General features: G+C 54.8%; 15 protein-coding genes. 3 read left to right on the forward strand and 12 right to left on the reverse strand.

The features are described 5' to 3' along the window. Positions 1–3: 3 nt before the first annotated feature. Complete coding sequence (gspG, locus tag AACY18_RS06195; RefSeq protein ID WP_123533611.1) at positions 4–462, reverse strand: type II secretion system major pseudopilin GspG; 459 nt, start codon at positions 460–462, stop codon at positions 4–6. A gap of 148 nt (positions 463–610) precedes the next feature. On the opposite strand from gspG, the gene gspI reads away from it, so the two are divergent. Both gspI and AACY18_RS06205 read left to right on the forward strand, forming a co-directional pair. Beyond that, positions 611–985: a type II secretion system minor pseudopilin GspI gene (gene gspI / locus AACY18_RS06200; protein WP_339432889.1), complete on the forward strand. Its 375-nt coding sequence runs from the start codon at positions 611–613 to the stop codon at positions 983–985. A gap of 252 nt (positions 986–1,237) precedes the next feature. Continuing rightward, positions 1,238–1,876: an EcsC family protein gene (locus AACY18_RS06205; protein WP_305438237.1), complete on the forward strand. Its 639-nt coding sequence runs from the start codon at positions 1,238–1,240 to the stop codon at positions 1,874–1,876. A 241-nt stretch (positions 1,877–2,117) separates the two neighbouring features. Here AACY18_RS06205 and AACY18_RS06210 read toward each other — a convergent pair whose 3' ends face one another. From AACY18_RS06210 to AACY18_RS06245, 8 genes are all read right to left on the reverse strand, one after another. Then, the gene (locus tag AACY18_RS06210; RefSeq protein WP_339432888.1) at positions 2,118–2,477 is read right to left on the reverse strand and encodes a DUF6124 family protein; all 360 of its coding nucleotides are present in this window, start codon (positions 2,475–2,477) and stop codon (positions 2,118–2,120) included. Between the two features lie 1,097 nt (positions 2,478–3,574). Beyond that, entirely contained in the window at positions 3,575–6,547 is a 2,973-nt protein-coding gene (locus tag AACY18_RS06215) for a non-ribosomal peptide synthetase (protein ID WP_339464540.1), read from the reverse strand. Between the two features lie 49 nt (positions 6,548–6,596). Next, positions 6,597–7,241, reverse strand: coding sequence for a LysE family translocator (locus AACY18_RS06220; RefSeq protein WP_445261951.1), 645 nt, complete (start codon positions 7,239–7,241; stop codon positions 6,597–6,599). A 30-nt stretch (positions 7,242–7,271) separates the two neighbouring features. Next, entirely contained in the window at positions 7,272–8,627 is a 1,356-nt protein-coding gene (lysA, locus tag AACY18_RS06225; protein WP_339433805.1) for a diaminopimelate decarboxylase, read from the reverse strand. An 81-nt stretch (positions 8,628–8,708) separates the two neighbouring features. Beyond that, entirely contained in the window at positions 8,709–9,302 is a 594-nt protein-coding gene (gene cysC, locus AACY18_RS06230; RefSeq protein ID WP_339433806.1) for an adenylyl-sulfate kinase, read from the reverse strand. Between the two features lie 47 nt (positions 9,303–9,349). Continuing rightward, the gene (locus AACY18_RS06235; RefSeq protein ID WP_339433807.1) at positions 9,350–10,069 is read right to left on the reverse strand and encodes a sulfotransferase-like domain-containing protein; all 720 of its coding nucleotides are present in this window, start codon (positions 10,067–10,069) and stop codon (positions 9,350–9,352) included. Between the two features lie 77 nt (positions 10,070–10,146). Next, a complete protein-coding gene (locus AACY18_RS06240) occupies positions 10,147–11,322 on the reverse strand; it encodes an argininosuccinate synthase domain-containing protein (protein WP_339464542.1) in 1,176 nt (391 codons plus the stop codon). 42 nt (positions 11,323–11,364) lie between these two features. Beyond that, positions 11,365–12,348, reverse strand: coding sequence for an aldo/keto reductase (locus tag AACY18_RS06245; protein ID WP_339433809.1), 984 nt, complete (start codon positions 12,346–12,348; stop codon positions 11,365–11,367). Between the two features lie 165 nt (positions 12,349–12,513). Here AACY18_RS06245 and AACY18_RS06250 point away from each other — a divergent pair, with 165 nt between their 5' ends. Continuing rightward, entirely contained in the window at positions 12,514–13,461 is a 948-nt protein-coding gene (locus tag AACY18_RS06250) for a LysR family transcriptional regulator (protein ID WP_339464543.1), read from the forward strand. A 4-nt stretch (positions 13,462–13,465) separates the two neighbouring features. Here the strand turns inward: AACY18_RS06250 and solA are convergent, their stop codons facing one another. Genes solA through AACY18_RS06265 form a run of 3 tightly spaced genes read right to left on the reverse strand, consistent with a single transcriptional unit; the run spans position 13,466 to position 16,389 of the window. Then, positions 13,466–14,635, reverse strand: coding sequence for an N-methyl-L-tryptophan oxidase (gene solA / locus AACY18_RS06255; protein WP_339433852.1), 1,170 nt, complete (start codon positions 14,633–14,635; stop codon positions 13,466–13,468). Then, positions 14,604–15,530 carry an EamA family transporter gene (locus tag AACY18_RS06260; protein WP_339433811.1) on the reverse strand — a complete coding sequence of 309 codons (927 nt, stop codon included), beginning with the start codon at positions 15,528–15,530 and terminating at the stop codon, positions 14,604–14,606. The genes solA and AACY18_RS06260 overlap by 32 nt, the downstream gene beginning before the upstream one ends. Then, a complete protein-coding gene (locus tag AACY18_RS06265; RefSeq protein WP_339464544.1) occupies positions 15,514–16,389 on the reverse strand; it encodes a methyltransferase in 876 nt (291 codons plus the stop codon). Before AACY18_RS06265 ends, AACY18_RS06260 begins: the two co-directional genes overlap by 17 nt. Positions 16,390–16,397: the final 8 nt, after the last annotated feature.

Here is a 16,397-nt window from a genome sequence, read left to right on the forward strand (position 1 = left end):
GCCTTAAAGCTGCCAGGAACCGATATCGGCATTGACGCCGTCGCCGTCCGGCTGACCGTCGGCACCGAGCGAGAAAATGTCGATCTCGCCGTTGGCACCCGGATTGAGGTACTGATAAGGACGGCCCCACGGATCATTCGGCAAACGCTCCAGGTACGAACGCCAGTTGCTGTTCTTCGCATCCGCCGGGCGCTCTACCAGCACTTTCAAGCCCTGATTCATGCTCGGGTAAGTGCCGTGATCGAGACGATACAGCTTCAACGCCTGCATCAACCCGCCAATGTCCTGCTTCGCCGCCGTCGCCCGCGCCTGATCCGGCCGGTCGAGCACCTTGGGCACCACCATCGCCGCCAGAATCCCCAAAATCACCACCACCACCATGATCTCGATCAGGGTAAAACCCTGCTGCCCACGGGGCTTGCGCGGCGACTGTTCAGGCGGTGTGCACGGTGCGATATCCATCTCGACATTCCTTTGGCTTGATTCGATTCGACGCGCAGTGTTGCAAGAAGATATGTCAGGGATGTTGAAAAACCTCGGGAGTTTTCGTCGTCAAGCCGTCAAGGACGGGGGTTAGCGTCGAGGGCTGTGCTTTGGTTTTGGGCCATTTATGCGTGCGCGTTCCCGAGAAGCGGGTTTCACATTGATTGAGGTGCTGGTGGCGCTGGCGATTATTGCCGTGGCGATGTCGGCGGCTGTGCGCGTGGCGGGGTTGATGACGCAGAGTAGCGGGGTTTTAAGGGATCGGTCGGTGGCGATGATTGCGGCGCAGAGTCGGATGGCTGAGCTGCAATTGGAAGGTCAATTACCGATAGGACTAAAGGCGCAGGACTGTGACCAAGGAAGTCTGCTACTCCGCTGCGAACAAGCCATAGCAACAGCCGAAAACGGCCGATTGCTCAAAGTCGGCATCCAGGTCTTCGACCGCAACCAGGACGCCCCCCCGTTGGCCCGACTAGAAACCCTACTAAGCCGCCCCCTGTAGGAGCTGCCGAAAGCTGCGATCTTTTGACTTTGACTTTGACTTTTAAACGTTGGCGTTTATCGCGCCCACAAAGGTGTCCCCTCTGTCCTGCAGCATTTAATCGCGGGGGGCTGGGCGATTATTTAGAAAGTGGAGTTATGCCGTCAGCGCGGCGGCGAAGGTATTGGGAGGGAATTTGTTCAAAGCGGAGTGATGCAAATAACCAGGCAGGCATGGCATCATAAGGCCATCATTCAAACGCTGAGACTGAAGATGGAACTGATAAGTCAAGAAAAGATAATGCAGGTACTTGATTGGGCCTACGAAAGATCTGTGAATGGGTTCTCCGGTCTTGATTCCGCCGAGGAGCTCGCAGCCAGCTACGCCAAGGAAGAAAGCCCTGCTTACGATCAAGCTAACTCCCTGATTCGCTGGCAGAACACCAAATCGGCCACCTCAGGCTTCATTACCGGCCTGGGTGGATTAATTACACTGCCCGTAGCGTTGCCCGCCAACATCACAAGTGTGCTTTTCGTACAAATTCGCATGATCGCTGCCATCGCCCACCTAGGTGGTTACGATGTGAAGGATGACAAGGTAAAGACCCTCGTTTTCGCCTGTCTCACAGCCAACTCCGCCAAAGAAGTGCTGAAAGACATCGGTATTGCCGTGGGCAACAAACTCGCGATGAACGCCGTGAAGTCGATTTCCGGTAAGACTTTGATAGAGATAAACAAAAAGGTCGGCTTCAAGCTGTTCACCAAGTTTGGTGAAAAAGGCGTGATCAATCTTGGCAAAGCCGTGCCGCTGCTGGGAGGTCTGATTGGCGGAAGTTTCGATGCCTACACGACCAACACCATCGGTAATGTAGCGCGCGATACATTTACACCAAAAGACGTGGCGACTGCATAACGGGCCACCTTAGCGGTAGCTGCATTTCCCCGTGTTCAAGGAAATGCAGAGCCAAAAACAGCAAACGCGACAGAGGGGACGGATTTATTTTTCGAACATGAATCCGTCCCCTCTGTCCTTGGCTCCCACCGGTTTCAGCGTCTTACACAAAATCTGCAATCAGCATAAAACCCAGCGAGCTTGCTCGCGAAGGCGCCAGAATGAACACCCGATCAATCACCAGGTGATCCCGGCACCCGCATCACCCCGGCACTTGCAAATTATCCAACGCCCGATTCACCGCCAACTCCCCGAGCATGATCAACTGCGCAATCCCCAACAACGCCCGACGCTGCGATGCCGGCAACAGACTGGCGACGTTCTGCGCGATGGTTTGCGCCGAAGCGAGTGTTTCACTGGCATCGATCAGCAGTTCTTCGTTTTTGTTGTCCGCCGTCACGGCGTACATCCCGCGGGTTTTGCGTGGCGGCGGCGTGGAACCGGGCGGACAGAGGTAATGGTCGAGCGCGCGGTCGGCGGCTTCGTGGAGTTTTTTTGAGTCGAGGGATTCGTAGGGGGAAACCGAGTCGGTTTCGGGCGGGTTGGGTGTGGGTTTGATCACGGTGAAGCTCCATTTTTATACCTGGTGGAACCACCGACACCTGTCGCTAAACAAGTAAGGGTGGCAGCTGTACGCGGGTTAGCGAACCGAGAGGTATAAGACCCGGCAGACCCGAAGGTCTCCCACGCACAGCCACCATATCGTCGTCGCAAACGTCTGCGACAAACTGGAGCGTCGTTGCACTTATACCTGGTCGGGTCGCTAAACCCGGTCGCTGGGTTGCCAGCGACACGTAGACGATAAAGACCAGGTACAAAGCGCACAAGCCGGCGGATTCTGGCGTAGCTGTAGGCAAAGGCGCAAGGGTGTATAGCCTGAGAGAGTGTCTGGAAATTTCTTTTTAAACGCTGGTGTTTATCGAGCTCTCTTCCCGTCATGCATCCCGAAATAGATCCGTCCCGTTATCCCGACTCTTCCCGGCCTATAAATTTCAGATCTAACGCAAACACGCTCACTTCAGTTTTGGCGACGCGTTTTCACACACATTGGGCCAGAAGCAGCCGCGCGCGCTAGCTTTGTGCCGATAGCGAACCCGCTCACCGACATCCAAATCTAGTGGTTCGGAATTTTGTCTCGAGGGAAGAATCGGCGTTCTTGGCACTGCCGAAGGCGTAGGACGGTGCGTTTCGGGGGATGCGCTTTGCTTAAGTCCTGAGGCTTGCGGGCTGAGCATTTGGGCTGCCACAGCCAAGCTGGTTGAGCTTGCGCGCAACGCGCCATGCCTGGCGCAGGCACAAAAAAGCCGATCCATGGTATCCGTTTAAGCATCTGATTTTACTCAGGAATTATGGTCGGGACGGAGTGATTCGAACACTCAACCCCTAGCACCTCATCTCCTTTTGCATACTTCTTGAAAGACTCTGAAATTTCACCCTGGATTCTTCGAATCTAATATTTACTTGAGCTCCAGTGCGCTGCGAGGCTTCGTTCACTATTTGGATTAGCTGCGAAAGGGAGCGTTCGGCCGGCGATGCTTCAACGAGTTGATTAAACAGGTCGATTGGCCCAAGCCTTCCGGAATCTGTGGATTCAGTTCGCAGTATCGGTTGAAGATCTGCCAGGCCTGAACAGTTTCATATCATTAGCCGTTAAAAAAACTAAACCAACTCACCCGCCAACCGTTCCACAAACGGCTCAAATTCCGAAAGCGTGACCATCAGTTCCTGATACTGGGTCAGACCCATTCGCTGACGGCTCGATTCACGCAAGTTCACATCCGAAGGGTCAGTAAACAAGACTCTCTTCGAAGTGTCGGCCGCCAGGATGCCAGCAATCAGCATCGATTCGCAGTCCGCACGCTCCGATATCTGCGCGACAAAATCACGGTGATCGACGACGCTGACCGACATGCCTAAGCGATTGGCACAATGGGCCACCAATGCCTCGAACGTTACAAACTCAATGGCAGTGACATCCACTTGTTGTGCCAGCAAATCGAAGGCTTCGGGCGCCGCGACAAAATGACAGATCCAGTTGGCCAAACGGTCTGCCGGCAGTAAACCAATGTACCCGTAACCCGCGGGCACCTGCCCGAGTCGTAGGCATAATTTCAGCAACAGGTGCACCAGGGATTTTTTATGGCTGTAGCCCATGCTCACCGACGGCAAGACATCGTCGATCCGATAGATCTTCGCTCGCATCCCTTGCGCTTGGGCGTCCAGAATCAATCGGTCCGCCAGGTATTTCGTATAGCCGTAGCCATTGATGGCGTTCGACCGGGCATGCTCATCCAGCTCGGCTCCCGTCACCCCGACCTGACCATCGAGCGAGCATCTGGCCGCCAACGAGGAAACATGGTGCAGGCGCTTGAAGGTCGACTCGTTGCAAAACCGGATCAACTCGGCAGTCCCCTGCACGTTAGCGGCATACAGATGGGAAGGCTCGGACAAGAAATTCACTTCAGCGGCGCTATGGATGACCTCGTCCACGCTCTCGGTCAGTTGTATCCACTCCTGCGGATCGAGGCCAATGCAGGGTGACCTCAGATCCCCGAGGACAGCCTTGAGTCTGGTGGTATCCAATACTCTTCCGGTGAAGGCATTTGCGTAGATGGACATCAACCGCGCCTGCGCTGACTCAATGGTGTCACCGCGCAAAAGTACCGTCACCCTCAACGCGGTAGAGGTCAGCAAACGCTCCAGAATATGGATACCGACAAAACCGGTCGCTCCAGTAAGCAGAATTTCCTGAATGCGCCTCTGCGACTGCCCCCAAGGTCGCAAGGTGTGGCTGTACAAAGGCGCCATTTCAACGGCTTTGGTGCCGGCGTTGCCATCGAACAATGCCGCGCCAAGGCTCAGCGGTGTCGGGTGGCGGTAGAGGGTCTGTAAAGCCAAAGTCCGGTTGAAGCGCGCGCCTATCAAAACCTTGAGTGAAACAGCAGCCAATGAATCCCCACCCCACTCAAAAAAATTCGAATCCTGACAAAAACCATCGCTCAACAGCACCTGACGAAAGCACTCAAGCAACTGATCCTGCGTCGAGACGGCCGGGGTGGGCGCCTGGAAAAACTGCCAGCTCCCGATGAATGCGGCTGCAATGGCGGTGTAATCCAGTTTGCCATTCGGACTGACCGGCAACGTTTGCAGGTGCAGAAAGTATTGTGGGATGTGCGTCAGGGGCATAAGCCGACCGAGTTCTTTTCGCAGTTCACAGACATCGATCGCACGCTCTGCGGTGTAGGCCAATGCCAGCGTGGCGTCGCCCTGTGCAGCGTTGACGACGACTGCCGCGGCATCGCGCACTTGGACAAAAGCTTCGCGAAAACGCGCGTTCACCTCATCGAGTTCGATTCTGACACCCCGCACTTTCACTTGATGATCGTGGCGTCCATGAAACTCCAGCAACCCGTCTTCACGCACCCGCGCCCGGTCGCCTGTTCGATAAACGAAAGCCCCCGGCACATCGGGAAACAGGTTTGGCACAAAGGATTTTTCCGTCAGCTCGGGCTCGTTAAGATAACCGTTGCCCACACAGATTCCCCCCACCACCACCTCGCCGACGATGCCGTCTGGCAGCACCTCCAGTTGCGGCCCGACGATTCGCACGTAGGTATTGTCGATTGGGCGTCCAAGGGGAATAGCTCCGGCATCAGTGTCACGCACCTGGTGAAACACCATGCCGATAGAGGCTTCCGTATGCCCATAGGTGTTGATGATGTGCACACCGGGCAGGATCCGGCGAAAGGAATGGACGGACACCGGGTCAATGGCCTCACCGCCGATCAGCACATACTGCAGACTCTGCAAGTGAGATGGGCAGATTGCCCCTTGCTCCAACGCCCGCACAAGAACCTTGAAAAGCGATGGTACAAAATCCGTCATCGTGACCTGGTGACGACGAATATGCTCGACAACGCAGTCCAGATCCCACAACTCACGCCGGTACGGAATAATCGTTGTGCCGCCACTGGTCAGAGGCCATAGCAGTTGCCAGATCGAGGAATCGAATAGCGGCGCACTATTCTGGTAAACCACATGCCCATCGCCAAAGTAGCGACTCATGTAGCGGAATCGATTGGCCACCCCCGCGTGATGATTCAAGGCACATTTGGGCGTCCCGGTCGTGCCTGATGTAAAGAAACCATAGAGGTTTGTGTTGGCACTGCTGCGCGATGTCCGTGGTGGCAGTGTCGCATCGTCACAGTCAGTGCTGACCTCCAGACAAGTGAGGCCGCAAAGCTCGGGTCTGGGCGCTTCACCTCTGGGCACATAAACAAACCGGGCACGGGTACTGGCCAATACGGCGGCCATGCGATTGGCTGGCCAGGACAAGTCGATCGGTATGAGCACGGCACCGACCATCATCGCGCTTAACCAGACCACCGATAACTCGACACCAGCATCGACTCCGCACAACAGGCACTCCCCCGCCTTCAATCCAGCCTCCTCCAGAGACGCTGCGTTATGGCTGGCCATAAGCATCAGGTGACGGTAGCTGACACGCTCGGTGCCGCTCACAACGGCAATGTGATCCGGCGTTGTCGAGTGACTCTGCAAAACCATTTCCAGGACGTCGCAAGACAACTCGACATCAAAACCAAAGGCAGTACTCAGGGGAGCGCCAAACATAAATAAATCCCTTTATTTGCAAACTATCCCAAGCTTGCTGATACGCGGATCACAAGCTGACGGTGGTGGCCAAACGTATGCTCAGTCCAATCAAAACTGCGCCCATGACTCGATCCAGCCACAGTCCTGCATTGGGGTGGGTGCGAAGCCTTTCTGTGGCTTTGGCTGCCATCAGGACGAACGAAACTTCAACGACGATGGCAACCAGGATTACCAGGCTGCCTAATAAAAAGATCTGTAGCGCGGGAGCCCCCATGGACGGCTGAACGAACTGAGGCAGGAACGCCAGAAAGAACAAAGCGACTTTCGGGTTAAACACGTCGATAAGAATGCCCTGCTTGTAGGCTTGCCATACACCGTATTGCTTGACTTGCGCGTTGTCCTGATCATGAACGGCCCCCGTGGAGGGCATGACACTTTTCACGCCCAAGTAGAGCAAATAAGCTGCACCGGCATACTTGAGTGCATCGAAGGCATTTTCCGAAGCGGCAATCAGAGCGCTGACACCGCAGGCCGCCAGAACCACATGGACAAAGGCACCGCTACAGACCCCCAGCGCCGAGGCGATACCGACTTTTTTTCCTGAGGATATCGTCCTCGACAAGATGTAAAGCAGGTCGGGCCCTGGAGAAATATTCAACAAGAGTGCCGAAAATAAAAAAACAAGCCAAAACGTTTCATTGTCCACAGTCACTTCCAGCCGCCTTAATCAAACAACAGAGGATTACTTAACCAGCTTCAAACTTTTAGCATCAGACTTGACTGTTTCAATGCCGTCCATTTCCCTGGCAACGAGATCCTCGTAGCGCTCTCTCTGGCGCACGACTTGATAGTGCTCGCCCATGACCACCACTTCAGCCGGACGAACTTTCGAGTTGTACTGGCTGGCCATGCTCATCGCGTAGGCACCCGCCGAAAAAATGGCCAGGGTGTCATGTTCCGAAAGCGTCGGCAGCGGACGCGACAACGCGAGAAAATCCCCTGTTTCACAAATCGGCCCAACCACATCCACCGGCGACAATGCCCCGTCTGGCCGGGGTTGCGAAGGATTGGTCGCGTGCGTCCAGTGGCCGTTGAAGTCGCCATATCGGATCGGCCACATGGCATGGTGGGCACCGTAAAGCGTGGGTCTGAGCAAGATGTTCATGCCGGCATCGACAATGACGATCTGACGGTCCCAGCCATCCTTGATGTATTCGACGCCGGTCAACAGCACGCCGGCATTGGCGCTGATAGAGCGACCGGGTTCAATCACGAACCGCAGGCCGCGCGCCTTGAGTCTCTTAAGCCGGTGAGAAATGACGCTGCCCATTTCCTGCAACGAAATGCTATTGGAATGGGAGGCTTCGTATATGGCTGGAAAACCACCACCGATATTGATCGTATCGACGGTGCCGCCCGCCTGTTCCACCTCATCCAACAGCGTCTCGATGACGTCAATGCAAGCCAGATAGGAAGCACTGTCATGGATAGGCGAGCCAATGTGCGCATGGATTCCGAAAACGTCGACGTTGCCGTACAAACCCTCTGCGTAAAGCCGCGCCGAACGCGTCACCGGAATGCCGAATTTGGTCTGACGTCCTCCCGTAGATGTCTTTTGCGGGGTATCACGGTCAGCAACGTCGGGATTGATCCGAATAGAAACCCTGGCCCTGCAGCCGCACTGACCCGCAATAGCATCAATCCTAGCCAGTTCCCCCTCAGACTCAACATTGAACTGATAGACGCCTGCCTCCAGTGCATATTTGATCTCCTCCGCAGACTTGCCCACCCCGGCAAATACAATGGTTTCGGGACGAGCACCGGCCAGCAGGGCACGATAGATTTCGCCACCACTGACGACGTCCAGACCTGCGCCGTGCTCCACCAGAAACTTCAGGATGTTCAAATTGCTGCAGCTTTTGACTGAGAAACAAATCAGCGGGTCAATCAGTAGAAAAGCATCGCGCATGTTTTGCAAGTGCGACGCCAAGGTACTCAATGAATAAACAAACAAGGGTGTGCCCAACTTTTCAGCCAGGCTGTCCAGGTTCACCCCTTCGGCATGCAGAACACCTTGTTTGTAACTGAAACCGTCCATTCGAACCTCTCTGAAAAACCCGGCAGTAAAATAGTCATTGCATGTTTTTTAATGTCAGTCGTACGGCGACGCGTCGACAAATCAATTCAACCTGCCGCTCTCGCGCAAATAAGCAATAACGCTGTCGGCACTGCTCTCAGGGCTCTGCGGTGTCCCTCCGATCAGGATATCGGGGGCCACGGGGCGTTCGTATGGCGAGTCTATGCCGGTGAAATTCGTGATTTCACCCTTCCTGGCCTTGCTATACAGCCCTTTGGGATCACGTCGTTCACACACTGCCAACGGGGTGTCGACGAAGACTTCGATGAAGTCCTCTCCCAGCAACGTCCGAACCGTACTGCGGTCCTGTTCGAAGGGAGATATCAGCGCCGCTAGGACAATGATTCCACTGTCCAGAAACAGCTTGGTGACTTCCCCCACGCGCCGGATATTTTCAATACGGTCGTCGGCGCTGAACCCCAGGTCACGGCACAAGCCATGGCGAATGTTGTCGCCATCGAGCACCACCGTGACGTACCCCAACTCGAACAACTTCGCCTCCACCAGCCTCGCCACTGTGCTCTTGCCGGCCCCACTGAGGCCCGTGAACCACAAGGCACAAGGCTGCTGACGTAATTGCCGCGAACGCATGTGCGGCAGGATCGCTCCAGCGTGCCAGCCAAGATTTTTCGACATACAGCGCCTCACTCAAAACGAAACAGCGTCTCGACTCAGTTTGAACATCACAGGTAAGACAGGAACTTCTTGTAGACAACCAGGTTGTCGTCATAGAAGGACTTCAAGCGCGGGTCGTTATCGACACGTACCGCATAGTGCTTGCTGACCGGTCTTATGGAGGTGCTCTGGGCCGCATCTTCATGCCAGTGCCGAGTGCGCTCCCACACTCGGCGATGACCGGGTTCCCACTGCAAGGATTCGGGTTTTTGTTCAATGCCTACTTTGCGGCAAAAGTCCGCGATAACGCTTTGCGGAGCCAGCACCAACTGGTTGGCATCGACAATGACCGGATCATGTACGCCTCTCGCTCTGGCGGCGCAGTACAACGCATCAAGGTGCTGGTAGCCGACTTGTTGTGAGGTCAACTGCGGGTTCATTGCATAATGCGAGTTGATGACTTGCTCGGGGTTTCTGATCATGAACACATGGTGCGCGTCGTCCGGATAAGCACCTTCATCAATAAGCCCTGCATAAGAAAATTCGCAGGTGTCTTTAATGAACACATTGCCCTTGTCCAATAACGTTCTGACATGCGCGAACAACCTGTCCGGCGAATCTATCCGGTGCGTTTCACCCTGTACTTCATGGGTAAAAACATGACCGGCAGCCAAATCGCACAACGGCTCATGCAGTACCGTGAAATCGCCCCTGGCTTCAATCATTCGCACGAACGCCGTTGACAGCGAACGCGGCGGCGCCCACAAGATCACTAACTTGTTTGTCATTCCCTTGACCGCTCAGCTCGGGTAACTGAAAGAGCACAGCAAAGGTATCCCTGCGCTCATGTGAATCGCCAGTCGGATCAGGCAGATTCAAGGATGTTTTCGGTGATCCAGCGTTGCCCGCCATGGGCAAAGCGATACTGCTGCGCCGTGAATCGATTCCGGCTGTAGTTGTAAACACGATCAACCAGATAGCTGCCCTTGTATAACTTCACGTCCACATAACCATCGGCCCATTGCACTAACTCACTCACCGCTTTGAAGGCCGCCTGAGTGGCCGGATCGTACAAACGACCGGCATACGTCTGCCGGGCAATGAACGTCGAACTGAAACGCAAGACCTCCCAGGAGTCTTTATCGACAGTCGCCTGATAAAGGCTCTTCAATGCCGTGGCGATCAAATCCAGACCGGGTGACTCATACGTGCCCCGCCCTTTCGTGCCATTCATTCGATTCTCGAGCACTGCCTTGATCACGACACCATTGCGCCCGGCGATTTCGTTGGCCATCGCCACCGCTTCATAATGGGACAGGACTTTGCCGTTGATTTCCACCGGGTAACCTTTCGCGAACCGGATGGTGCAACGTTCTACCTGGTCGGGCGCCTGCTCCGGGCGCACCCCCATGATTGGCTGGACGCTGTCCGGGGAGTTGGCAATGGACTCAAGCTCAACACTCTCATGGGACACGCCGCCGAGATTGGCATCGATCGAATGGGCAGCCTTGTCACGCAACAACTGTTCGTTCTTGTCTATTACCGCCCGGCCCATATCGCTACGGGTCTTGAAGCGTTCAGCCGTCGCACTGTCCTGCCAGGGGGAATAGGGCATGATGTGCGGGGCAAACATATTCAGGTAGTAGGTAAACCGAAATTCGTCATTGCCACCGTGCACGGCTCCGTGGGCCAGGACGTTGCATCCCTTGGCGCCAAGCGCCGCGACCAGCCCCTTGACGGTGACGGCACGGGCAATGCCGGTGGTGTTCCAGTAGCCACCATCGTAATGCGCCTGCGCCCTGACAGCGTTCAGGCATTCAGTCGCCATATCTTCCTTCAAGTCGACAACATGGGCGGCATTGAGCAGATCGATATTACGGGTACAGAATTGATGGGCCTCTTCATTGGGCTGGCCGATATCAACAATGAACTGCTCGAAATCAATTTGCTCATTCTCGAGTAGCTGGCTAATGAACAGACTGACCAGGCCACCCGATGAGCACACGCCTACTTTGCGGTTCTTCAACTCTGAAATTTTCATGACATTCCCTTGATCAAGATAGAAGACACTTCCTAAAAAATGTTATTGCGACCACTCTGTCGGCGTTCGGTCCCAGCGATGACCTGCAAGACGCTGCAGAAGTTCGGCGTCCAAGGAACCTTTCGATGAACACGCCAGGTTCTGCGAAAGGTTCCTTATCGCCCGCATGCCGGGGATAACCGTATGAATGTCCGGATTCGAAAGGATGAAGCGCAACGCACACTCAGCCAGTGACACCCCCTCGGGAATGTCTTTTTTCAACACCTCGACTCTATCGACGGTGGCGTACAGGTTCTCCGGAACAAAGTAACTGTTACGCCAATCGCCTTCCGGCCACACGGTTTCTTTCGTCAATACCCCCGTCAAGGCCCCCTCGTCGAACGGCACCCTGGCGATCACGCCCACATTGTGTTTTTTGCAGGCAGGAATAAGGTGGTCCGTGGGGGCCTGGTCAAAGATGTTGTAAATAACCTGAACGCTGTCAATCAATCCCGTCTCCAGTGTCTTGATGACATTGTCAGGCTCCCACCGATTAACACTGATGCCGATGCCTTGAATAACCTTCTGAGACTTCAGGTCATCAATCACCCGCATCCAGCTTTCATCTTGTGCCCAGTCGTCTTCCCAGACATGAAACTGCATCAAGTCAATAGAGTGCATTCCCAGATTGTTCAGACTCTTATCAACAAACTCTCGAATATGATCGGAGGGGAAAACATCATTGAGCCGATCGCCTCGTTTGGAAGGCCACTCCCTGTTCTTTGGTGGAATCTTTGTGGCAACGATAATCTTTTTATCGGGATTGCTCTTGAGCACTCGGCCCAGCATGTGTTCGCTGTGCCCACGGCCATATATCCATGCGGTATCGAAAAAATTGCAGCCTTTATCGACAGCCAGTTGCAGAGCCTGCATGCCTTGTTCATCGGCAGAGCCGGTCCAGCCTCCTTCGCCGCCGGCAATACCCCACATGCCATAACCCACCTCACTGACTTTCCAGCCAAGCCTGCCAAACGTTCTGTAATTCATCGTGTTATCCATAACCACCAATAATCCAGAGCACTTGCTTAAGTACTGAACTTGCTTGCTGGCTATTATCTGCAACGTACAGTCAGATTAAAAATATCAATTCACTCAATATCGATTCATATCTGATATGGTTAAACCCTACCCATTACTGAGGCAAGGATCGCCATGGCAACGTTGAACTTCAGGCATATCGAGATATTCTGGGCGGTCATGACGACAGGTAGCGCGACAGCCGCCGCAGCCCTGCTGCGCACCTCACAGCCGACAATCAGCCGAGAACTGGGCAGGCTTGAGTCAGTAACCCAGTTGACGTTGTTCAAACGCGCCAATGCCAAACTGATCCCGACCGAACAAGCGCTGATGCTCTTCGACGAAGTCAAAAGGGCTTATTTTGGCCTTGAGCGGATAGCCAAGGCGGCTGACGCCATTCGCCAGTACAAGCACGGGCAAGTCACCATAGTTTGCCTGCCTGCTTTCTCCCAGGCCGTGGCGCCCACTGTCTGCAAACATTTCCTCGATCAATACCCCGAAGTGGGAGTCAGCATCACTCCCCAGGACTCTCCCCTGCTCAACGAGTGGCTTTCTTCACAGCGCTTTGATCTGGGGCTTATCGAGGACACCATTGCCCCCCGTGGCACAGACCTGGAGACCATCTTCACGTCGGACATTGTCTGCATTTTGCCCACCGACCACCGACTGTGTGAAAAAGCCGTCCTGTACCCCGAGGACTTTGAAGGCGAACACTTTATTTCTCTGGCGACCAACGATCCCTATCGCAACAAGATCGACAGTTTTTTCGACAGTCTCGGAATCAACAGACAGTTGGTAGTTGAAACGCACAGCGCAGCGGCAGTCTGCGCGACGGTGGCCCTAGGGGTCGGCATCGCAATCATCAATCCACTCACAGCACTGGCCTACGCCAAACTTGGGCTGAAAATTCGCGGGCTGTCGCTTTCCATTCCGTACACCGTCAGTGTCGTTCGCCCGCAGCATCGCCCCTATTCGCCGCTGGTCGACAATTTCATCAGTTCATTGAGGCATTGCTGCCAGGTGCTGACCAGTCAGCTCCAATCAATCACTGACAGCGAGAACAGACCGCCCCCAGACCAGTGACAGTTCACCCGGCCTTATCGAAGCGAGCTTTGGAGAAAGCCGGGGCAATGTGCTGCAGCGACTCGCCAAGAACCACCCAGGACAGCCACTCCCCCAACCCAGTTGCGAATTTGAAACCGTGACCCGAACATGCAGACACATAGAACACACCCGGCAGTAGCGCCGACTCCCCCAAGATAAACGACTCGTCCGGGCTCATGGTGTAGATGCATTTTTTAGCGGCATAGGGCGTTGGGTCCAGGGATGGAAAAAGCGCTGCCACACACTCGGCGATTTCCTCCCTTGCCGAGCGGCTGACGGGCTCCAGTTGGGTCCCCATATCCAGATCCGTTTGCTGACTGTTATGAAAACCTATCTTGATCCCGGGTTCGGTCTCAGTGATCTGCGGGGTACCGTACAGCAAGCGGCCATCGGAGAGTTCATACAGGAAAGCCGGAAAATTCTTGAAGCTGTCGGCGCTGCCCGGCCTGGGGCTGAACCAATAAATCGGGACGCTTTTAGGGCGCAACAATCCGGCCAAGTCGGGGATCAAACTATCGGTCAAGGTGCAGCCGGTCGCTAGCACGACCCGCTCAGTCTCGATGACTTCGCCATCAGACAATCGAATCAAAAGCCTGCCTTCGCTGCGATGTATTTCAAGAACATGGCTACCGAAACGAATCTGGGCACCACTACGCACGGCAAGATTGAGCATGTGCAACCTGCTGGCGTCGGCTGCAATCGTGTAAGCGCCTTCCTCGACAATACCTTCCATGTCTGGCTGCACCCGAAAGGCCGGAAACATCTGCGTAATCTGTTGTGCATTCAGTTGCTGATGGTCAATCCCGCCTGCCCGCGCCGTGGCGGCGCTTTTGGGTACCACGCCTGAACTCTGCGGCCCGATGAAAAGGCCACCGCTACGCCACAGCAAGGGGTGATCACTGGACGCTTCCAGTTCGTGCCAAAGATCATTGGCTTGGGAAAGCAAAGGAAGGTATTGCGTGCCCTCCCAATACGCTTGCCGGAAAATTCGGGAGCCACCGTAGGATGAACCCAGTCGATTGATCGGCGCTCCAGCATCGATACCCAGAATGTTGGACTGGCGAGTCGACAGGCGCCACAACGTGGCGCTCCCGACAATGCCCAGCCCGATGACGACAGCGCTATATTTTCGACCCACTTTCTTCAACTCCATTTGATCCAAGGAAGCCTTTCAATACAGGTTCAAAGATGACCAGTATCATGCCGAACGCAATAGCCGCAAAAGCCAGCAACGTGTAAGTCGAGGCTGGTTGCCCGTAGATCTCGACAGCCACAATGAACTGGGTCAATGGCAGGATGAACTGCAACAGCCCCATGGCCGAAATGGGCAAGCGCCCGGCAGCAAACGAAAATAACGCCAGCGGAATGATCGACACCAGCCCGCAGCCAATCAGCAGCGCCTGTTCATAGCCGCCGAAGCTGGCGGGCAAGGGTATGAACCCATCGAACAGAAACAGCAGCGGGCACAGCGCGCAGGCAAGCACCAAGGACTCCACAAACAACCCGTTGAGCGGGCTCAATGACGTGAGTTTTTTCAGCCAGGTGTACAGCCCCCATGTCACACCGATGACGACATAGACTCGGGCATCCAGATCGCCGCTGCCTGTGACCAGGAAAAGGACACTTAAGCAAACAATGCCCAACGCAACCGCTTTCAGGGGGCTGAGCCGTTCCCGATAGACCAGCAACCCCACTGCAATACTCACCAGGGGAGCGATCAGGTATCCCAGCCCGCTTTCCAGCACCCGACCGTGAATCGAAGCCCAGATAAAGGCCCCCCAATTGGTCGCCACCAGAACCGCAGCACAGCCATGAAGCACTACTTGACGCAGCTTCAGTCGGTGAAACAGCGCGAGCAGATCTCGCTTCACCCACAAGATCAATGTGACGGTCGCTAGCGAAAGCACCACTCTGTAACCCACCAGAGCAATAGCATTCATGTCATGGAACACCCTCCAAAAAAGCGACGACAGTCCCAGAAACAAGTTGGACAGTCCGGCAGCGAGCATCCCGGTCAGAAAAGGTAAACGTTTATTGCCCGTTGCCATCGATTGACCTTCTGCTGAATGTCAGCTCCAGGATTTCATAGGACCAAATGATGTCGCCCTGCTCGTTAAAGCGACAATACGCGGCGCCTTGGCGTGTCCAATCGACGATTTCCTCGTGGATCAATCCCTGAAGTTGCCGCCACTGCTGCGTGTACAGCATCAGCGGAAACTCATGTCGCTCCAAAAGGCACCAGTCAATGTGGTAATTGGCTTCGTGCTTTTGACACAAGGCATGCATCACGGCAGGAATACCCACCAGCGAGTTCAGGCCAATAATGAGTTTTGCGCCTGGCTTGAGAAATAATGGCACTTCATCAAAAAAGCGTTTGAGCGTGCGATCGCCATAAAACATCGCCTCAATGGACAGCCCCTGAGCCGACTCGGTACGTTGCAAGGCCTGTAGAAACGCCGCCGAAGGGGTTTGCCAGCCAGGAGGGTTGAACAGAATCACATCAAAGGCGTCGTTGGTGGGATCCAGGCCATCGAACAGGTCACTGTGGATAAATCGGACATCGCCCGTGCCAAGATTGGCAACCTCATTGATCCTCGCCACATCAATCGCCTGGGGTGAAATGTCCGTGGCCGTGACTGACTTCATACCCAGGCGGCGCAAGAGCAGTGAATGCACGCCACTGCCCGTTCCTATATCGAGAAAACGAGCATCGGCGTATTGCCTTCCGAAACGCCTTGTCAGTAATGAACCAAATGCTTTGCCGGCCCCGCTGACTTTGAACACTTCAGGGTGATCCACCAGTGTGAGGCACTGACCCAAACCAAAATAGAGCGAGTAACTGACGTCCTCCGCCGGTGGAGAATCGATGTTTGGAGAGGCTGATTGCAAATTTACCTGGGCACTCATCAAGCTAT

This window comes from Pseudomonas sp. EA_65y_Pfl2_P74 (assembly GCF_963970575.1).
Taxonomy (GTDB): domain Bacteria; phylum Pseudomonadota; class Gammaproteobacteria; order Pseudomonadales; family Pseudomonadaceae; genus Aquipseudomonas; species Aquipseudomonas baetica_A.